The sequence below is a fragment of the Neisseria sp. Ec49-e6-T10 genome (assembly GCF_051132615.1).
Classification (GTDB): domain Bacteria; phylum Pseudomonadota; class Gammaproteobacteria; order Burkholderiales; family Neisseriaceae.
On the sequence record NZ_CP152375.1, the window covers coordinates 250,567 to 269,099 of the forward strand.

Sequence of the window (18,533 nt, forward strand, 5' to 3'; positions counted from 1 at the left end):
GATTCTATTTTTTTCTATATGCAGCAATAGCAAATGGTGTTAGGAAAATAGGATTATCCGGTAAAACAACTATGTGTTCTGGAAATTCCTGTTCAAATAATTCTCGTACACCTGGCAAGGCACAAGAACCTCCTGAAAGATAAAGTGATTTTACTTTATGACCTTTGATATGCTCACGAACAATATCGGCCATTTTTTGAAATACAGGTCTGACAATCGGCCACACCTCTTTGCCTTTAGAAAGCTTTAGTGCTTCCGCATCTTCTAATGATAAATCCTGACTACCTGCAATAGTTAATGTAACATGTCTTCCGCCAGTTGGTTCATCTCCTGAGTAAATAACTTTCCCTTTACTCAGCACAGCAATACCTGTTGTACCGCCACCAATATCAACCACAGCAGCATTATCCAATGCCAGTAAATTTGCAACTGCAGAGGGCTCATCAATGACAGCTGAAACCTCTAATCCAGCAGCCTCTAATACATTAACCGAAATTCTAGGGTCTGTTCCTGGAGGGAAAGATGTATTTGCCTCAGTAAATTGAACCCCTAATTTTGCTTCCAATTGAGCTAATTGTTTACGAACAATACTCATTGCCCCATGAAAGTTTAATACAACACCATCTCGTACAACATCTGCCCATTCAAGACAAACGGCAACAGGTTTATTATTTTCATCTAAAACCATACTGACTACATCGCTGGTACCTAAATCTATACCCAAGCTTAATTTACCTTTTACCTTAACAGGTGTATCAGTATTTACAATACGGGCAGAAGTACTTAAACTTTTGGTGAGCCATTCAGGTACTGGATTGGATGTAGCCATATATGTTGCCGTGCCTTTCTATCTAATACATCAAAAATTACACAATACGTAATGCATCTACTGCGACACAACGACGTAAACGAACAAAAGTACGTGCAGAACTTACACCTTCACCTGTTGGTGTAGAAATAGTCATGGTTGTCCAACCTTCACCACCAAAACCTAAACCTGCAATACAAGGGCCGTTTTTCACAAAAATCGTGGTATTAATTAAATTTGCCATTTTATTCAAGTTTTCAAGGTTTCTTGAATGCATAGAAGCTGTATGCAAACAACCGCCCTCTAATTTAATGGCCAATTCAATTGCATGATCCACATTATCAGCACGAATAACTGGAAGAACAGGCATCATCAATTCTGTTACTGCAAATGGATGATTTGCGGGTGTTTCCACAAACAACAAACGTGTGTCTTCAGGTACATTTAGACCAATCGCCGCAGCAATCTTAGCTGCATCACGCCCAACCCAATCACGGCTCACAGACCCTTTACCATTAGCATCAATTTTTGTTAATAAAATTGACTCTAACTGTTTGGCTTGTTCAGCAGTTAATTCAACAGCTTTATTTTTCTTCATTTCTGCTTTTAACTGATCGCAAACTGAAGAAACAACAATGATTTCTTTTTCATCTGCACAAATAATATTATTGTCAAATGAAGCACCATAAACGATATCACGTGCAGCACGTGGAATATCAGCAGTTTCATCCACAACTGTAGGAGGATTACCTGCACCAGCAGCAATCAAGCGCTTATCAGTATGTTCACGTGCAGAATCCACAACTGCCTCACCACCTGTTACCACCAATAATTTAATACCTGGGTAACGGAACAGGCGTTGTGCTGTTTCGATATTTGGCTTAAATACTGTAGTCAATACATTCGCAGGACCGCCAGCAGCAACAATTGACTCATTAATCAACGAAATGGCACGTTGAGAAACTTTTTTTGCCGCAGGATGAGGGGCAAACACAACAGTATTACCAGCGGCAACCATACTGATCGCATTGTTAATAATTGTTGCCGCAGGATTTGTAGAAGGTGTTACTGACGCAATCACACCCCATGCTGCATTTTCAATTAAAGTCAAACCGTTGTCACCAGATAATGCCTCTGGAGACAAACATTCTGTTCCGGGAGTAAATCGTGCCTGAGCAACGTTTTTAGCAATTTTATCATCAACTCGCCCCATGCCTGTTTCTTGGACAGCCAACTCAGCAAGCTCTCTTGCGTGTTTTTCACCAGCATCACGAATCGCCTGAACAACACAATTACGCATTGCGACAGTATGTAATGCTTTTTGTGCTTGAAACGCTGCTGCAACAGCATCATCCAACTCTTCAAACACACCAGGTGCAACTTGTGCACCAGCGCTAGGTACTTGTGTATCTGGCGCATTGTTCATGGAAGTCAATACTGCACGAACAATTTGCTCTATATTCTGTGTATTAATGTCCACAATCCACTCCTTAAAGGGCAGGCCATTACTCATACATAGCCAACCATTTGTTATTTATTTACTTGTGGTAAGCCACTTTATCCTTGATAACCACTTCATCAACAATGCCAATGATAGTCATATCAATAGGAACTTCATTATTAGCAGCTGCTCTACGAGCAGAGCTTCCCTGTACGACTAATACCCACTCGCCATTACCAGCACCAATGCTGTCTGAGGCAACATGGACATCACCTTTTGGTTTACCATCAGAGTTAATTAAATCTACCACCAACAACTTATCATGCTCTAAACCTGCATGTTTGACAGTAGACACCACCTGACCAATAACAACTGCGAGTTCCATACTTGCTCTCTATGAAAAAATGGGTCATACATCATTTAAACTCTAGCAACACAAATTTTTCAGCGCTGATAAAATTCTCAGCGCTGAAGTGGGCGATTATTAGTCACCAATGTTGCCAGACATTTTAATTGGAAACAACTCTTCCAAATCTGCATGTGGACGAGGAATAACATGTACAGAAATAACCTCACCACCAACACGTTGAGCTGCAGCAGCACCTGCATCAGTTGCAGCTTTACAAGCAGCTACGTCACCACGAACCATCGCAGTTACTAAACCGCCACCAATTTGTTTCACACCAACTAATTTTACTCGTGCAGCCTTAACCATTGCGTCAGACGCTTCAATCAATGCTACCAAGCCTTTAGTTTCAATCATGCCCAATGCTTCCATTGTTTTTCTCCACTTAGTTAAAAACCCCCGAGTCGCTCGGGTCACAATACTACAAAAAAATATCAACTTTTTATTGGACTCATTTTCATGGCCAACAAAGCTGTCTCTACCATATCCTCTGCACTACAACCGCGAGATAAGTCGTGCATAGGCGCTCTTAAACCTTGTATCATTGGTCCTAACGCTGCATAACCGCCTAATCGTTGTGCAATTTTGTAACCAATATTACCCGCTGCTAAGTTCGGGAAGACAAATACATTCGCATCTCCCGCCACAGGGCTATTGGGTACTTTTTGTGCTGCAACACTTGGTACAAATGCTGCATCAAACTGTAACTCACCATCTACCAACAAAGAAGGCGCTCTTGATTTAACCAGCTCCGTCGCTGCTTGAACAGCTTCTGCTGCTGGATGTTTGGCACTGCCTTTACTTGAAAACGACAACATCGCCACTTTAGGTTGATTGCCTGTTAAATTCTGATAACTTGCTGCAGAAGCTAGAGCAATATCAGCTAATTGTTCTGGCGTTGGTTCTGGAATAACGGCACAATCAGCAAACCCTAAAATTTTCCCTTCGTTTGGTGGCACCATAAAGAAAATAGAGGAAACCGTTTTATTACCTTCCGATAAACCAATGATTCTTAATGCTGCTCTTAATACAGAAGCAGTAGAAGAAACATTACCACCAATACAATAGTCAGCTTCACCCATTTTTAACATCATGGCACTAAAATATAATGGATCAAGCAACTCTTTTTTCGCTTCTTCGCGAGACATGGTAGGTTTATCAGAGACACGTCTATCGATAAAGCTTTCTAGCCAAGATGAGTGTTCTGGATCAATAACCGAAACACCATCTAGTTTTAGACCATGTTGTTGGCAAAAATCTCTCATAGCAAATGGATTAGCTAATAAGATCGGTGAACCATACCCTTTTTCTACTAATTCAATTGCAGCACAAACAGAACGTTTGTCTAAACTATCAGGAAAAATAACACGTCCTGGGTGAGCTTTTGCCCAAATGGCAGCTTCTTCTACAATATTCATGTTCGTATATTCTCCAAATTAATTGTTTTCCCCTGTGTCGCCAAATAAGTCAAAATCATCAAAACATAGACAGCACTGCTTAAACGATTAAGTGCTTGCATAATATCAGGGCGTGTTACTTTATAATCACGAGTAATGTATATATCTGCCGCATACAACTCGGCTTCACGAATCTGCGCACGTAACACATTCAACCTAGCTACCTGAACACCTTGAGCCACATCAGGCATCAAATGATCATGTCCAAGATATTTTAACGGGTTATGAGATAATTTATGAATCATTTCATCTGTTAAGTCACCCAATGAAATGGATAACATCTCTTCCCCTGTTGCTTCTGCTTTTAATACATTACCTAATGCTGAACGCACATCTGACAAATAATGCATAAGTTGCGCAGAAAACCCATGTTTGCTATCAAGCTCCGTTTGCACCAACACTGCCTGAGCAATAACACTATCCAGTTTACCTCTAAACTTTAAGCGAGGGTCATTTTTTGAAACCAGATTATGAAAATCAATATGGGTTAATGTTTCTGGTTTCTTTTGTACCGATTGATGACAAAGCAAACAACTACCTAACTCCCACTCATCAGTACTGGTCAATGGATTAACCTGCTTTAATGCAACGGTTTCTTTATCTTTTGCTGCAACCAACTGATTTTCTGCATTTTCATTTTTTAAGAAGGTTCTACCTTCCTCATCAACATATTTAATGATGATTTTTCTATCATCCAATAAACCCTGTGCAGCTGGCGTTAAACGCGAATCTAAAGGCAAATGCAATTCTGTACCATGCCCCAAGCTAAAACGCTCTCTTAACCAGTTTTCAGTAATGTAAGGTCCCATACCCATAATACGATCCTTTAAACTTATTGTTCTAAATAGTTAGCAGGATAAGTCACAAAGAAAAAGCGTACTGAACTTGGGGTACCAAACTGAATACTTGAATTTTTAGGAATAAAAATCACATCTCCAGCTTTAGCAATACTGGTTTCACCACCACAAACAATGTGCAATTCACCTTCTAAAACAATATCTACTTCATCATAATTTAAGGTCCAAGGGAAAAAGCAATTTTTCCAACTCATAAAACCTGCTGCCATGGAACTACCATCTGCAGCAGTAATCACGTCAGCCAAACCAATTTGGTTTTCTTTGCCTGCTTCTTCAAACAAGCCCATTTGTACACTATTACCTTTAACGCGTTTGATGCGTTGTTTGGTCACATGAATAGGGTTATTGTCTGTGTTATCAGATACTGTACCTAAATTTTTCTCTCCCATTAATTTACGAACCAATTGATCAATAACATCACTTGGCACCGAATTAGGAGGCAGTTGGGCAATAACCGCGGCACGAATTTTTGCAACATCGTCATCGACAGCCACATTACTTTGTGTTTGACAAGCACCAGAAGACACCACTTTCACCTGTGCAGCAGGAGCACTTGGCTTAGCATTACCACACACGGCAACATTAGATAAAACTTCTGTCAACTCAACACCTAGCTCTTCTGCAACCATACGTGCTTCTGGTGTCACAATACATTCAGGAATCACTGCTTCAATTTGTTTTTTACCTTCCTGAGCTGCCTGACGGACAGATTCTGCTGTAATAAGACGTTTCATAATTCCAAGGCTCCTTAAATTTTCATTCTTTCAATACTGCTCATTTAAGTAAATAATTACGTAATTCATCAATACTACTAGGGTCTGTGTTTGATACTCGGAAAATTTTCCCTTTTACCCCATTGCTACGCAACATTTCTTCAATCTGATCTGGATCTACATTTTCTAAATCTGTCTTGGTAATTACTGTGACCAGATTTTTATCTCCATATATATCTAATAATCCTGGTGGCAACCTACACTGTAATTCATTGCACGGGTGCACATAAACAATTGTATCTATATCACTGGCTGTATTGATTAAAGCATGATAAAGACGAGGATGGCTAAAATACTCACCTGGTGTGTCCACACCAACCTCTCCACCGTACTCAACTGCCTGAGTTTTTCTTACATCACCCTCTCTATCCAATAGGGCTTTAAACAAGGTAGATTTACCTGCTTCAATAGGGCCTATTAACATAAAAGAAGGTTTACTATTCATTTTATTATGTCCGAGTAATGGCACAGGGCGAATAATTTAACAAACGCTCTAGCGTACTGACAACTTGAGTAAGAGATTCTTCTACCGCTCCTACTGAACCATAAAGGACAACAGCCCCAGTAAAACGATCAAGAAAGCCTATTTGAACATCAGCTGCTTTAGTGGCCACATCTGCAGCAATCATCGCGGTTTCTCCCGGAGTCAAAGTAAGAATACCAATTGCTTCTGCTCCAGGCACACCTATTTTTTTGCCTAAATCATCAGTTGGATGAGCAATCAGATGTGCCAAGGTAACTTGTTTACCTGGAACGAATTCCTGAATGATCCGTTCTTTATCCATTTTACAACCCTCTTAACTTAAGAGTTTCAAATACTATCTTATACTGATAGCCACTATATTTATATAGGTTAGTGTAAAACCCCGTATATGGGTTAACAAAAATTGGAAAAAAATTTCCCGTTACCTTCCCATATAATTGCAAATATACTCTACTTTACAGATTGTGCAAGATCAAACATTAGAAAATTTTAAACAAAAAAATAAAACTTAATAGATATTATTTACAATGTATATAATGATAACATGTGATATTGATACTGCATTGATTAAAGTCAACCTCTTTTCAAGGAAGCCTACCCATGAACCTCTCCCTGCCCTCTTTGTTCCAATTGCTTAGAACAAGTTCTCTAAAAATAACTTGCGCTGAATCATGTACAGGTGGCTTACTGGCAGGAAAATTAACCGAAGTTTCTGGAAGCTCTCAATGGTTTGAAATGGGCTTTGTCACATACAGCAATCAAGCAAAACACCTACTATTATCCGTACAAGAAAATACACTATTACAATATGGAGCCGTCAGCGAAGAAACCGCTAAAGAAATGGCGCTTGGGGCTAAACAAAAAGCGTCTGCAGATATTGCCCTTTCAATAACAGGTATTGCGGGGCCAACAGGAGCCACAAAAACCAAACCAGTTGGCACTGTTTGTTTTGGAATAAGCTGCGCCACATTCACTCAAACGTACACCTGTCATTTTAATGGAAATAGAAACATGGTTAGAGAACAAGCAGTAGCGTTCGCTCTTAACTTATTACTGGAAACATTGAAAACATTACACTAAAAAATTATTTTATTTTTCTAGTCAAATTGCCACCACCCGCTATCCTCTTAGAGTAGAAGGTTCATTCACAGAATACTGACTTAAATAGTGCACAAGATTTATTCCATTTCACCAACTCAAATGATTCACTTTTATTTTTGTAAACAATTCTGACATAAAACATAATAATTACTTACTTTAAATGACAAAGCTTTCCTACATCTTACCTAAACAAAAACAAAAGATCATATTTTTTCTTTAAAAAAAACAATCATTTTTACAAAAATAACTTTACAATATTTTGCTTCCTAATCACAAAAAAAGCTAAACATATAACTTTCATTTTAAAGTGAAAAAAAATACAGATAAAACAATTAGTTTTAAAAAAACCAGGACTATGAAAATTTTTTTTCATAAATTTCAAATTATTATATATAATTAGCATGAAAATCTTTTATCTAAATAAATATAATTTTTTCTCTTGAAATAGTTGATTAGCAGCCCTCAAAACGTTAAACTGTACTGTTAAAAGTGATAATATCCGACTATGAGAGAAACTGCTGCTATTTTTGATATCAAGTCAACCCGATTAGATGTATTGGTTGTGGTTCTAAAAGACGCAAACACAGAGTTGCTAAATGCTGCTTTGTATAAGCGCTTTGGAAAAATGCAAGACGCATCAAGCGTACCATTATTGTTAGAGCTCACCCGATTTAAAAAACCAGAAGATATTTCTCTTGAACATGTTCTACCCATATTCAAACAATATAACTTGAATATCATTGGTATTCGGCATATTGATCAGCAGTTTCAAACATTAGCAACAAAATATGGTTTGGCTTTCTATTTATCATCCAACACGAAAGAGCAGCAACCACAACATGCTGAACAAAAAAAGGATGAAATTAAACCACACGAGAAAATAGAAGCACAAAAAATAGAGCCAGAAAAAACGGTAATGGAAAATATCCCTGCTAAAGAGCTTTCAAACAAGGAGCCTCCAGAGGTTTCTATTCAAAAAAATAAAATAACACCATCAGAAAAAAAACGTGCACAGCCTGAAATCAGAACGACAATGGTTGTCGATAAACCTGTAAGGACTGGGCAACAAATATATGCAAAAAATGCAGATTTAATTGTTTTAGAAATGGTCAGTGCTGGAGCAGAAATTCTGGCAGATGGCAATATCCATGTCTATGCGCCCTTGCGTGGCCGTGCATTGGCAGGTGTAAAAGGTGATAAAAAAGCACGCATTTTTGTGCAATGTATGCAAGCAGAGTTGGTTTCTGTAGCAGGTGTATATCGAACAATTGAGCAAAATCTTCCTCAAGATATTGCCAATAAAGCAGCTCAGATTTTTGTAGAACAAGACAAACTTGTCATTAAAGCGTTAAACGTAAAATAAATAAAGGAATAGATTGTGGCAAAAATTATCGTTGTGACTTCAGGAAAAGGTGGTGTGGGCAAAACCACAAGCAGTGCCAGCGTTGCTTCAGGCTTGGCATTAAAAGGACATAAAACTGCCGTTATTGATTTTGATGTAGGTTTACGAAACCTTGACTTAATTATGGGCTGTGAACGAAGAGTTGTTTATGATCTTATTAATGTTGCCAATGGTGAAGCAACACTGAATCAAGCCCTGATTAAAGACAAACACTGCGATAATTTATATATTCTTCCTGCATCACAAACACGTGATAAAGATGCGCTCAGTCAAGAAGGCGTTGAAAAAGTATTAAATGAATTAGTGAATGAGTTAGGATTTGAATTTGTTATTTGTGACTCTCCTGCAGGTATCGAAAAAGGTGCCCTAATGGCGCTTTATTTTGCGGATGAAGCCATTATTACAACTAACCCTGAAGTTTCTAGCGTACGTGATTCTGACCGTATTCTAGGTATTCTTGCCAGCAAAAGCAAAAAAGCAGAAAAAGGCGAAGAAATAAAAGAGCATTTATTGATTACCCGCTATTCTCCAGAAAGGGTTGATAAAGGAGAAATGCTCTCTGTGGAAGATATTTGCGATATTTTACGTATTCCTTTAATTGGTGTTATTCCCGAATCTCAAACGGTTTTACAAGCCTCTAATGCGGGCTCTCCTGCTATCCATATGACAGAGTCTGATGTGGCACTGGCTTATCAAGATGTGGTTGCACGATTACTTGGAGAGAACCGTCCTATGCGCTTTTTAGAAGCCGATAAAAAAGGATTTCTAAAACGCCTATTTGGAGGATAACTGATGTCAATTATTGAAAAACTTTTTGGTAAAAGACAAAAGTCTGCTTCTTTGGCTAGAGAACGTTTGCAAATTATTATTGCACAAGAACGTAATCAATCTCAAAGCACACCAGACTATTTACCTACTTTGCAACGTGAACTAATGGAAGTATTGTCTAAATACGTTCAAGTTTCTCCAGAAGACATTCGTGTGACTCATGAGAAACAAGATGGTGTTGACGTACTTGAAGTGAATATTGTTCTACCCGAAAATAAGGAGTAATACATGACTCTCACTGAACTGAGATATATCATTGCTGTAGCGCAGGAAAAACACTTTGGACGAGCGGCACAACGTTGTTTTGTTAGCCAGCCAACCTTATCCATTGCCATAAAAAAACTAGAAGAGGAGCTCAATGTTTCTCTGTTTGACCGAAGCAGCTCTGAAATTATTACCACCAGTGTCGGTGAGCGAATTATTGCTCAAGCACAACGTGTTTTAGATGAAGCAGATCTAGTCAAACAACTGGCTAGTGAAGAGCAAGATGAATTAGACGGCACATTAAAATTAGGACTTATTTTTACTGTTGCACCTTATTTATTACCTAAACTGATCTTATCTTTAAAAGAAAAAGCACCTGAAATGCGTTTATCTTTAGAAGAAAGCTATACACAAAACTTAACTGAAAACCTAAAAAATGGTGATTTGGATGCAATTGTTGTGGCAGAACCGTTTCATGAAGCAGGTATTGTGACCCATCCGCTTTATGATGAACCTTTTTTTGTCATTGTCCCCAAAGGCCATCATTTTGAAGATCGCGATTATGTGACCACAAAAGAAATTTCAAAAGAAAAAGTCTTGTTATTGACTGAAGGCAATTGTATGCGGGATCAAGTGCTGGAAAGCTGCCAAGAATTAGCCAGTAGACAAAGTATTATGGGCTTAAGCAGCACATTACAAGGCAGCTCGATTAACACCATTCGTCACATGGTTGCCAGTGGTTTAGCAATCAGTATTTTACCAGCAACCTCTCTAACCGATAATGATCATTTATTTTTCTCTATTATCCCATTTAAGAGCCCAGCGCCAATACGCCGAGTTGTGCTAGCAGCACGAAGACACTTTGTACATCCTAAAGCATTAGAGGTTGTTAAAGAAGCCATTTTAGATTCTCACTTAACTGGCGTGACTTTTATCAGAGAATAAAATTGTTCTTATGACATTAAAAAGCAGATGATTTAATCATCTGCTTTTTATTTTAATGACACACTACTCTGCCATTGCCATCAAGCTGGCATTTCCTCCAGCCGCAGTAGTATTAATACTGATACTGGTCTCGTCAAATAATTGTAAAAAATTGACTTCTTCTGTTGCATCAACAATAAGTGTAATCGGCCCTTTCCTTTTTGCCACAGCAAGTTTTACTTCAACAGGAACATCTTTAACAGTTAGCCAAAAATAAGCTGGATTATCTAAAGGGTCATGAAATATCTTAACCCAATTAGGGAAATAATGAGCAAAAGATGCTAGTTCGGATTGGGAGTCGACCCACACACAACTTCCTGCCGCTAATACAGCAATAAAAACTTTTAGTGAAGTTGCTATATCTGCTTGTCCATAAATTAAGATATTATTTCGACTACGTAATTTTAATAAATTATCCTCGCCTGTTGGCCCAACCAACTTTAATGTTGTCAGTAATAAATTTTGATTAAAACAATGAACTTCCTGTTTCAATATCTCTTTAGACTCCATACTTAGAAATGAATAATCATCACAATGAGCCAATAATTGCGTTAACTGTGGGATTTCATTTAAGGTGGAGACGTCACTAAATTGATTAGACAAAGCCCATTGTTTTAATTTGGTTAATCTTTGTAAATAAAAAACTCCACCTGCTTTTGGGCCTGTTCCAGATAAACCATGCCCACCAAAAGGTTGAACACCTACAACAGCACCTACAATATTACGATTAATATAAATATTACCTGCTTCAACTTTACGGCAGATTGTGTCAATAGTCTGATTGATTCGACTATGAACCCCATGCGTCAAAGCAAAACCTGTTTGATTAATCTGTTCAAGCACATTGTCTAGATTCGATGCTTGATAACGCACCACATGTAAAACTGGGCCAAAAACTTCTTTTGTTAATTCTGACAAATCTGATAATTCAAACAAAATGGGAGCAATATAAGTACCCTGATGAGCATATTGAGGCAACTCTATCTGATGATATGCCTTTGCATATAATTTCATCTGCTTAATATGATTTAATAGGTTTTCTTGTGCTTCTTGATCAATAACAGGGCCAACATCTGTGTTGAATAAAGAAGGATTGCCAACAACCAACTCATTCATTGCGCCTTTAATCATATGTAAAAGCTTATCGGCAATATCCTCTTGAATAAACAATACACGTAAAGCAGAGCAACGTTGTCCAGCAGAATCAAAAGCGGACTGCAACACATCAATCACGACCTGTTCTGGTAAGGCAGAGCTGTCTACAATCATGGCATTTTGACCACCTGTCTCAGCAATTAATACTGGTTGCTCTGATCGTTTGGCTAAATTATGGTTAATACTCTTAGCAACCGAAGTTGACCCAGTAAAAATCACACCATCTACTAAAGGACAAGATGTTAACGCTTCACCAACAATTTCTCCTGTACCTAATAATAACTGTACTGCTGCTTTGGGTACCCCTGCTTGATGCAATAAATTGATGGCAAAATGTGCAATTAAACTGGTTTGCTCTGCTGGTTTGGCCAATACAGCATTGCCAGCAGCTAAACTGGATACTACTTCTCCGACAAAAATAGCCAATGGAAAATTCCAAGGACTAATTGCCACCACCACACCTAAAGGTTGATGCGTGTCATTATTGAAAGACTCCTCCACTTGATTTGCATAGTAACGGCAAAAGTCAACCGCCTCTCTTACTTCTGCAACAGCATTACTGAAGGTTTTACCTGCTTCTCGGACAGCCAACATCATGATGACGGCCATATTATTTTCCAATAAATCCGCAAATTGTCTAATCACTTTAGCTCTATGTTCAGGTACAGTATCTGCCCATTCTGACTGAAATTGTTTGGCCTTTTCCACAGCCTGAATGACTAGTTGATGATCCATTAAAAATGCGACCTGCCCCACAATATCTTCATGATTAGCTGGATTATGAACATTCTGCCATTGTTGAATATCTTCCTCTACATCTGCAATTAAAGAGCTTGCCTGATATTTTTGTTCTATTGCTTCATTTAACTGTGTTTGTAAAAGCGCTAATTGAATTTCATTACTTAAGTCCATACCTCGAGAATTGGCTCTTTTTGAGCCATATAAATTTCTGGGCAAAGGTAATTTACTATGACTCTGACCACCATACTTACTGGCTTCTTCAATAGGGCTTTCAATTAATTCATCAATACTTACTTGCTCATCAACAATACGGTTGACAAAAGAACTATTGGCTCCATTTTCTAATAAACGCCGAACAAGATATGCCAACAGAGTTTCATGTGTACCAACTGGTGCATAAATTCGACAACGTTTATCTAGATTTTCTGAACCAACCACTTGATCATAAAGTGTTTCCCCCATTCCATGTAAACATTGGAATTCAAAATCTTTTCCCTGAGCCAAATGATATACAGCAGCTAAGGTATAAGCATTATGTGTTGCAAACTGAGGAAAAATTTCTGCTTGGGCAAACAATAATTTTTTGGCACAAGCTATATAAGAAACATCTGTATATACTTTGCGGGTATACACTGGATAGCCTTCTAAACCATCTACTTGTGCTCTTTTAATTTCAGCATCCCAATAGGCACCCTTTACCAAACGAACCATAAAACGATGATGTGTACGTTTGGCTAAATCAATAAGGTAATCGATCACAAAAGGACAACGCTTTTGATAAGCCTGAACAACAATACCAATACCATTGAACCCTGCTAAATCTTTATCTTGTGCTAACTTTTCAATTAAATCTAAAGACAGCTCTAATCGATCAGCCTCTTCTGCATCAATATTTAATCCAATATCGTATTGTTTGGCTAAAACGAATAACTCTTTTAAACGTGGATATAACTCATCCATAACCCTCGTGTGTTGTGCGCGAGAATATCTTGGGTGAATGGCAGATAGTTTTACCGATATACCATTACCTTCATACACACCAGCTTGCTTAGCATCTTGTCCAATAGCATGAATAGCCTGAAGATAATCATTAAAATACCTGAGCGCATCTTCGTGGGTCATTGCAGCTTCACCAAGCATATCAAATGAAAAACGATAACCGCGCTTTTCACGCTCTTTGCCATTGGCCAAAGCCTCTTGAATAGTTTGCCCAGTGACAAACTGTTTACCAAGAATCCTCATCGCATAATCAACGCCACGACGAATTAAAGGCTCCCCACCTTTTGCCAAAATACGGGTTAAACTTGCAGCCAAGCCCTCTTCCTGATAAGAAGCAGTAAGTTTACCTGTAATTAACAATCCCCAAGAAGCAGCATTAACAAATAAAGAAGGGCTATGATTTAAATGACTTTTCCAATTACCTGTTGCCAATTTATCGCGAATCAACTGATCTTGCGTGGTTTTATCAGGAATACGCAGCAATGCCTCTGCCAAACACATTAAAGCAATCCCTTCTTCGCTGGACAAGGTAAACTCATGCATCAAAGCATCTACACCACTTGCCTTTGATCTATCTTGACGCACTTGAACCACTAATTTTCGCGCCAACGATTGTATCTGTTTTTCTAAATCAACATTAAGTTTAGCCTGAGAGAGTATGTCTTGTACGGCAAGAGATTCATCTTGACGATAGGCTTGAGTGATTAGCTGACGCAATGGGGTTTGAGTGTGAGCAAAGTGGAACATCTCATTGTCCTTATTCTGGAAAATACTGCGAACAAAAAACCGTTATTACTAGTATTTAATCATATTATTGTAGGACAGTCTACAATATATTTTCCAAATATCATTAAAAATACAGAATACATAAAATATAGGGATAATAATGATTAAAGAAAAAAATTATGCACATTATCCATAAAATTCTATAGTGTTAGATTTACCAAACCTCTTCCCATATTTTCTCCTCAATATAAGGTTTGGAACTTGCTTTTCATAAACAAATACGTCCATAATTAAATCGTTTTATTTTCAATCCACTTAAAAAAGAAGATCAAAATGGCTCTAATTGTACAAAAATATGGGGGTACCTCTGTTGGTAGCATAGAACGTATCAAAAATGTTGCCAAACGTGTCGCTAAATTTAAAGCTCAGGGGCACGATATTGTTGTGGTATTGTCAGCAATGAGCGGTGAGACAAACCGCTTGATTGCCTTGGCAAAAGAAATACAGGAACATCCAGACCCAAGAGAGCTGGATATGATTGTGTCTACAGGTGAACAAGTAACGATTGGTTTATTAGCTATGACCTTAAAAACCATGGGGTTGGACGCTATAAGCTACTGTGGCTGGCAAATTCCTATTGTGACGGATACGGCTCATACAAAAGCCCGTATTCAAACAATTGATGAAAACAAAATGCGTGCTGATTTAAAAGCCGGCAGAGTTGTTGTTGTTGCTGGTTTTCAAGGCATTAGTGAAGAAGGCAATGTCAGCACTTTAGGTCGTGGTGGCTCTGACACTTCAGCAGTTGCTTTGGCTGCCGCGTTAAAAGCGGATGAATGTCAGATTTATACTGATGTAGACGGTGTGTATACTACTGACCCACGAGTTGTACCAGAAGCCAAACGGTTAAAAACCATTACATTTGAAGAAATGCTGGAGTTAGCCAGTTTAGGTTCGAAGGTACTACAAATACGTTCAGTTGAATTTGCTGGAAAATATAATGTACGCTTAAGAGTACTCAGTAGCCTAACCGAAGAAACCGGTGAAGGAACGTTAATTACTTATGAGGAAGACAGTAATATGGAAAAAGCATTAGTTTCTGGTATAGCCTTTGACAAAAATCAGGCTCGTATTAATGTAAAAGGTATCCCAGACAAACCTGGTGTTGCCTATCAAATTTTAGGTCCTATTGCTGAATCTAATGTTGAAATTGATATGATCATCCAAAATGCAGGTGAAAATGGTACAACCGATTTTTCCTTTACTGTACCTAAAGATGAATATCATAGAGCCATGAAAATTCTGACAGAACTACAACCTGTTCTTGGAGCAACCCAAATCGATGGAGACAATGCTGTAGCGAAAGTATCTATTGTTGGAGTCGGTATGCGCTCACACAGTGGTGTCGCATCAACTATGTTCCGTGCTTTAGCAGAAGAAGGGATTAATATTTCTTTAATCAGTACTTCTGAAATCAAAATTTCAGTACTTATTGAAGAAAAATATCTTGAACTGGCCACTCGTGTGTTACACAAAGCATTCGAACTAGAAAAAGTATAAAGATATTGATAACCACAATAAAAAAGCCACTTAAAAGTGGCTTTTTTATTGAATATATGACTGGCTATTTAATTATTAATAGGCAATACACGGTCTGTTTTACCACCTGAAACAATTTTTACCCTTTGCCCAGTACTGATATTAATATCCGCAGCTTGCACCACAGAAATCAACTGATTACTGTCGTCCAATCTCACTGTAATTTCATAACCCTTACGATTTATCGCTTCTTGCCCTTTTTGTGCGCCATAACCACCAATAACAGCCCCCACAATAGTTCCTAAAATACGTCCATTACCTTTACCAACAGAATTACCGGCAACACCACCTATAGCCGCACCAGCGACGGTTAATAAATCACTAGAATCATTATGAATAGCAATTTCATTAACAGATACAACGGTTCCTAAACGAACAGTTTGTGCTGTACGTGCTTCTGTTGTATTGTAATAACCAGCAGAACTGGTACCGCATGCAACTAAAGATGCCGAGAAACAAGCAACAAAAAGATATTTTAATGATGTTTTAAACATATTATTCTCTCCTAGAAATAAAACTTAAATTTTGTTTTGCTGTTTTAAAATTGCTTGAATGCAATTTTCAACTAATCCTGTACCTTGGAACACTAAACCGCTATAAAGTTGCACAGCTTGTGCACCTAATTCAAGTTTTTTTACTGCATCATTTCCTGTCATAATACCACCAACGCCAATTATTGCGACCTTATTTTGCAAATGTTTACTTAACAACTGCAATACCTGATTACTTTTTTCTTTTAAAGGATACCCAGAGAGCCCTCCTTGTTCTTGAGCATATTGGGCACTAATCATGCTTTTATCTATTGTTGTATTGGTTGCAATCACACCATCTATTTCATTATGAATGAGCACATTAGCCAACTGAGCAATCTGGATTTCGTCCATATCAGGCGCAATTTTTACCACCAATGGCACATAACGATTATACTGATCAGCTAACTGTAATTGTTTTGCTTTTAAGCCAGACAGTAAAGCTTCTAATTGATGCTCACTTTGTAGGCTTCGTAAATTCTGTGTATTAGGTGATGAAATATTAATGGCAATATAACTGGCAAAAGGATATGCCTTTTCCAAACAAATCAAATAATCATCTAGTGCTTTTTCTATTGGTGTGGTTGCATTTTTACCAATGTTAATACCCAACACCCCTTTGTATTGGCTTTTTTTAATATTTTCAATTAAAACATCAATACCATCATTATTAAACCCCATACGATTAATAATGGCTTGTTCTCGTATCAATCGAAATAACCTAGGCTTATCATTACCTGACTGCGGTTTTGGTGTCACTGTTCCTACTTCAAGAAAACCAAAACCTAAACTTGCCAATGCATCAATATATGCACCATTTTTGTCTAACCCTGCTGCAGTTCCTATCGGATTAGGTAAATCTAATCCCATCAGCTTCAGTGGGCATGAAGATATTGCATGGGGAATAAGGGAAGCCAATCCTAACTGGTGAACCTTTTTAAATAAAGCCAACCCTCGAGTATGGGCTTTTTCTGCATCTAAACGAAATAACAAAGGCTGAATTAGCTTATACATAATTTTCTTTACTCATTTAAGATATCAATTAAAAATGCGATCACCAGTTTATAAAAAAATCACCATCCTACTTGAGTTAAACTATCAAAACTTTGTTTAATCTCTCCACGTATGCCTTTACCCAAATATTTTGCCAAACCTTTAGGTTCAAGAGTGTAGTTTACAGTTGGCAGCTTCACAGTATCTCTGGCAACACTTCTGACACTCCCTAAACCATCCACCAAGCCATTTTTCACACCTTGAGAACCTGTATAGACTCGCCCACTAAAAATATCTGGATCGTTTTTGTCTTTTAAGGCAGCACCTCTGCCATTTTTGACAGCAGCAATAAACTGTTGGTGAATTTCATTTAACAATTCCTGCCATATCTCAGCTTGAGCTGGATTTTCTGGACTGAATGGATCGCCCATACCTTTATTCGCACCAGCAGTTTTCAAACGTCTTTCAATACCCAATTTTTCAATTGCTTTATCAAAACCAAAGCCCCCAGAAATGACACCAATACTGCCAACTAAACTTGCTTGATTTGCATAAATTTTATCTGCCGCACTGGCGATATAATAACAACCAGAAGCACACACATCTTCTACCACCACATAAACAGGAATAGAACTATTTTTCTTTTTCAAAGCAATAATTTCATCATATGCAATACCTGAAATCACAGGTGAACCACCAGGGCTATTGGCTCTCAAAATAATGGCTTTAACACTAGGGTTTTTATAGGCATTTTCCATTCCAGCAAGTAAAAAACTGGCATTATCATTCTCACTATCAATCGTACCTGATAAATTAACCACAGCCACATGATCACTGGTCATTTCAGAAATTTTACCTATACTCATCACAATAGGTAATACAATCAAAAACAGAAGAAGCAAACCAATATAAATAAATCTAAACGCAATTTTCCAACGTCTAGCAGTGCGTTGTTCTTTTTGTGAGTCAGTCAATAATTTAATAATGACTTCTTTTTCCCACTGATTATCTAACTCACTCATGTATTTTCCTTTATTCTCTTTAA

At 37.9% G+C, this 18,533-nt stretch carries 19 protein-coding genes; 6 read left to right on the forward strand and 13 right to left on the reverse strand.

The features are described from left to right. Nucleotides 1-4 precede the first annotated feature (4 nt). The 9 genes from eutJ to eutS all read right to left on the reverse strand — a co-directional run bounded on the left by eutJ (nt 5) and on the right by eutS (nt 6,527). Nucleotides 5-829, reverse strand: a complete 825-nt coding sequence (eutJ, locus tag AADH04_RS01125; RefSeq protein WP_434778420.1) for an ethanolamine utilization protein EutJ — start codon at nt 827-829, stop codon at nt 5-7. A 37-nt stretch (nt 830-866) separates the two neighbouring features. Further along, nucleotides 867-2,288: an aldehyde dehydrogenase family protein gene (locus tag AADH04_RS01130; protein ID WP_434778421.1), complete on the reverse strand. Its 1,422-nt coding sequence runs from the start codon at nt 2,286-2,288 to the stop codon at nt 867-869. Nucleotides 2,289-2,346: 58 nt separating this feature from the next. Next, nucleotides 2,347-2,634 carry an ethanolamine utilization microcompartment protein EutN gene (gene eutN, locus AADH04_RS01135; RefSeq protein ID WP_434778422.1) on the reverse strand — a complete coding sequence of 96 codons (288 nt, stop codon included), beginning with the start codon at nt 2,632-2,634 and terminating at the stop codon, nt 2,347-2,349. A 99-nt stretch (nt 2,635-2,733) separates the two neighbouring features. Then, nucleotides 2,734-3,027 carry an ethanolamine utilization microcompartment protein EutM gene (gene eutM / locus AADH04_RS01140; protein ID WP_434778423.1) on the reverse strand — a complete coding sequence of 98 codons (294 nt, stop codon included), beginning with the start codon at nt 3,025-3,027 and terminating at the stop codon, nt 2,734-2,736. A gap of 62 nt (nt 3,028-3,089) precedes the next feature. Continuing rightward, nucleotides 3,090-4,073 carry a phosphate acetyltransferase gene (gene pta / locus AADH04_RS01145; protein WP_434778424.1) on the reverse strand — a complete coding sequence of 328 codons (984 nt, stop codon included), beginning with the start codon at nt 4,071-4,073 and terminating at the stop codon, nt 3,090-3,092. Then, nucleotides 4,070-4,921, reverse strand: a complete 852-nt coding sequence (gene eutT / locus AADH04_RS01150; RefSeq protein ID WP_434778425.1) for an ethanolamine utilization cob(I)yrinic acid a,c-diamide adenosyltransferase EutT — start codon at nt 4,919-4,921, stop codon at nt 4,070-4,072. Before eutT ends, pta begins: the two co-directional genes overlap by 4 nt. 23 nt (nt 4,922-4,944) lie before the next feature. Then, on the reverse strand, nt 4,945-5,703 hold the full coding sequence (eutQ, locus tag AADH04_RS01155; protein ID WP_434778426.1) for an ethanolamine utilization acetate kinase EutQ: 759 nt from the start codon (nt 5,701-5,703) through the stop codon (nt 4,945-4,947). Nucleotides 5,704-5,743: 40 nt separating this feature from the next. Continuing rightward, entirely contained in the window at nt 5,744-6,187 is a 444-nt protein-coding gene (locus AADH04_RS01160) for a EutP/PduV family microcompartment system protein (RefSeq protein ID WP_434778427.1), read from the reverse strand. A 4-nt stretch (nt 6,188-6,191) separates the two neighbouring features. After that, entirely contained in the window at nt 6,192-6,527 is a 336-nt protein-coding gene (eutS, locus tag AADH04_RS01165; protein WP_434778428.1) for an ethanolamine utilization microcompartment protein EutS, read from the reverse strand. A gap of 299 nt (nt 6,528-6,826) precedes the next feature. Between eutS and AADH04_RS01170 the strand changes: the two genes are divergently transcribed. The 5 genes from AADH04_RS01170 to AADH04_RS01190 all read left to right on the forward strand — a co-directional run bounded on the left by AADH04_RS01170 (nt 6,827) and on the right by AADH04_RS01190 (nt 10,706). Beyond that, nucleotides 6,827-7,306 (forward strand): CinA family protein, encoded by a 480-nt coding sequence (locus AADH04_RS01170; protein WP_434778429.1) that lies wholly within the window; start codon nt 6,827-6,829, stop codon nt 7,304-7,306. Between the two features lie 526 nt (nt 7,307-7,832). Next, nucleotides 7,833-8,690 carry a septum site-determining protein MinC gene (gene minC, locus AADH04_RS01175; protein ID WP_434778430.1) on the forward strand — a complete coding sequence of 286 codons (858 nt, stop codon included), beginning with the start codon at nt 7,833-7,835 and terminating at the stop codon, nt 8,688-8,690. 15 nt (nt 8,691-8,705) lie between these two features. Continuing rightward, nucleotides 8,706-9,518, forward strand: coding sequence for a septum site-determining protein MinD (gene minD / locus AADH04_RS01180; protein WP_434778431.1), 813 nt, complete (start codon nt 8,706-8,708; stop codon nt 9,516-9,518). A 3-nt stretch (nt 9,519-9,521) separates the two neighbouring features. After that, a complete protein-coding gene (gene minE, locus AADH04_RS01185; RefSeq protein ID WP_434778432.1) occupies nt 9,522-9,782 on the forward strand; it encodes a cell division topological specificity factor MinE in 261 nt (86 codons plus the stop codon). 3 nt (nt 9,783-9,785) lie between these two features. Further along, complete coding sequence (locus AADH04_RS01190; protein ID WP_434778433.1) at nt 9,786-10,706, forward strand: hydrogen peroxide-inducible genes activator; 921 nt, start codon at nt 9,786-9,788, stop codon at nt 10,704-10,706. A gap of 63 nt (nt 10,707-10,769) precedes the next feature. Here AADH04_RS01190 and putA read toward each other — a convergent pair whose 3' ends face one another. Continuing rightward, nucleotides 10,770-14,387, reverse strand: a complete 3,618-nt coding sequence (gene putA, locus AADH04_RS01195; protein WP_434778434.1) for a bifunctional proline dehydrogenase/L-glutamate gamma-semialdehyde dehydrogenase PutA — start codon at nt 14,385-14,387, stop codon at nt 10,770-10,772. Between the two features lie 312 nt (nt 14,388-14,699). On the opposite strand from putA, the gene AADH04_RS01200 reads away from it, so the two are divergent. After that, nucleotides 14,700-15,926, forward strand: coding sequence for an aspartate kinase (locus AADH04_RS01200; RefSeq protein ID WP_434778435.1), 1,227 nt, complete (start codon nt 14,700-14,702; stop codon nt 15,924-15,926). 68 nt (nt 15,927-15,994) lie between these two features. On the opposite strand, the gene AADH04_RS01205 is transcribed toward AADH04_RS01200, so the two are convergent. Genes AADH04_RS01205 through AADH04_RS01215 form a run of 3 tightly spaced genes read right to left on the reverse strand, consistent with a single transcriptional unit; the run spans nt 15,995 to nt 18,510 of the window. Beyond that, entirely contained in the window at nt 15,995-16,459 is a 465-nt protein-coding gene (locus tag AADH04_RS01205; RefSeq protein WP_434778436.1) for a glycine zipper 2TM domain-containing protein, read from the reverse strand. Nucleotides 16,460-16,483: 24 nt separating this feature from the next. Continuing rightward, complete coding sequence (locus AADH04_RS01210; protein WP_434778437.1) at nt 16,484-17,509, reverse strand: quinone-dependent dihydroorotate dehydrogenase; 1,026 nt, start codon at nt 17,507-17,509, stop codon at nt 16,484-16,486. A gap of 59 nt (nt 17,510-17,568) precedes the next feature. Beyond that, on the reverse strand, nt 17,569-18,510 hold the full coding sequence (locus AADH04_RS01215; protein WP_434778438.1) for a S49 family peptidase: 942 nt from the start codon (nt 18,508-18,510) through the stop codon (nt 17,569-17,571). Nucleotides 18,511-18,533: the final 23 nt, after the last annotated feature.

What these genes read in the sequence shown, in the direction of transcription:
- eutJ (WP_434778420.1), bottom strand. Translation starts at nt 829, where the DNA reads ATGGCTACATCCAATCCAGTACCTGAATGGCTCACCAAAAGTTTAAGT.
- eutN (WP_434778422.1), bottom strand. Translation starts at nt 2,634, where the DNA reads ATGGAACTCGCAGTTGTTATTGGTCAGGTGGTGTCTACTGTCAAACAT.
- eutM (WP_434778423.1), bottom strand. Translation starts at nt 3,027, where the DNA reads ATGGAAGCATTGGGCATGATTGAAACTAAAGGCTTGGTAGCATTGATT.
- pta (WP_434778424.1), bottom strand. Translation starts at nt 4,073, where the DNA reads ATGAATATTGTAGAAGAAGCTGCCATTTGGGCAAAAGCTCACCCAGGA.
- eutT (WP_434778425.1), bottom strand. Translation starts at nt 4,921, where the DNA reads ATGGGACCTTACATTACTGAAAACTGGTTAAGAGAGCGTTTTAGCTTG.
- eutQ (WP_434778426.1), bottom strand. Translation starts at nt 5,703, where the DNA reads ATGAAACGTCTTATTACAGCAGAATCTGTCCGTCAGGCAGCTCAGGAA.
- AADH04_RS01160 (WP_434778427.1), bottom strand. Translation starts at nt 6,187, where the DNA reads ATGAATAGTAAACCTTCTTTTATGTTAATAGGCCCTATTGAAGCAGGT.
- eutS (WP_434778428.1), bottom strand. Translation starts at nt 6,527, where the DNA reads ATGGATAAAGAACGGATCATTCAGGAATTCGTTCCAGGTAAACAAGTT.
- AADH04_RS01170 (WP_434778429.1), top strand. Translation starts at nt 6,827, where the DNA reads ATGAACCTCTCCCTGCCCTCTTTGTTCCAATTGCTTAGAACAAGTTCT.
- minC (WP_434778430.1), top strand. Translation starts at nt 7,833, where the DNA reads ATGAGAGAAACTGCTGCTATTTTTGATATCAAGTCAACCCGATTAGAT.
- minE (WP_434778432.1), top strand. Translation starts at nt 9,522, where the DNA reads ATGTCAATTATTGAAAAACTTTTTGGTAAAAGACAAAAGTCTGCTTCT.
- AADH04_RS01190 (WP_434778433.1), top strand. Translation starts at nt 9,786, where the DNA reads ATGACTCTCACTGAACTGAGATATATCATTGCTGTAGCGCAGGAAAAA.
- putA (WP_434778434.1), bottom strand. Translation starts at nt 14,387, where the DNA reads ATGTTCCACTTTGCTCACACTCAAACCCCATTGCGTCAGCTAATCACT.
- AADH04_RS01200 (WP_434778435.1), top strand. Translation starts at nt 14,700, where the DNA reads ATGGCTCTAATTGTACAAAAATATGGGGGTACCTCTGTTGGTAGCATA.
- AADH04_RS01205 (WP_434778436.1), bottom strand. Translation starts at nt 16,459, where the DNA reads ATGTTTAAAACATCATTAAAATATCTTTTTGTTGCTTGTTTCTCGGCA.
- AADH04_RS01210 (WP_434778437.1), bottom strand. Translation starts at nt 17,509, where the DNA reads ATGTATAAGCTAATTCAGCCTTTGTTATTTCGTTTAGATGCAGAAAAA.
- AADH04_RS01215 (WP_434778438.1), bottom strand. Translation starts at nt 18,510, where the DNA reads ATGAGTGAGTTAGATAATCAGTGGGAAAAAGAAGTCATTATTAAATTA.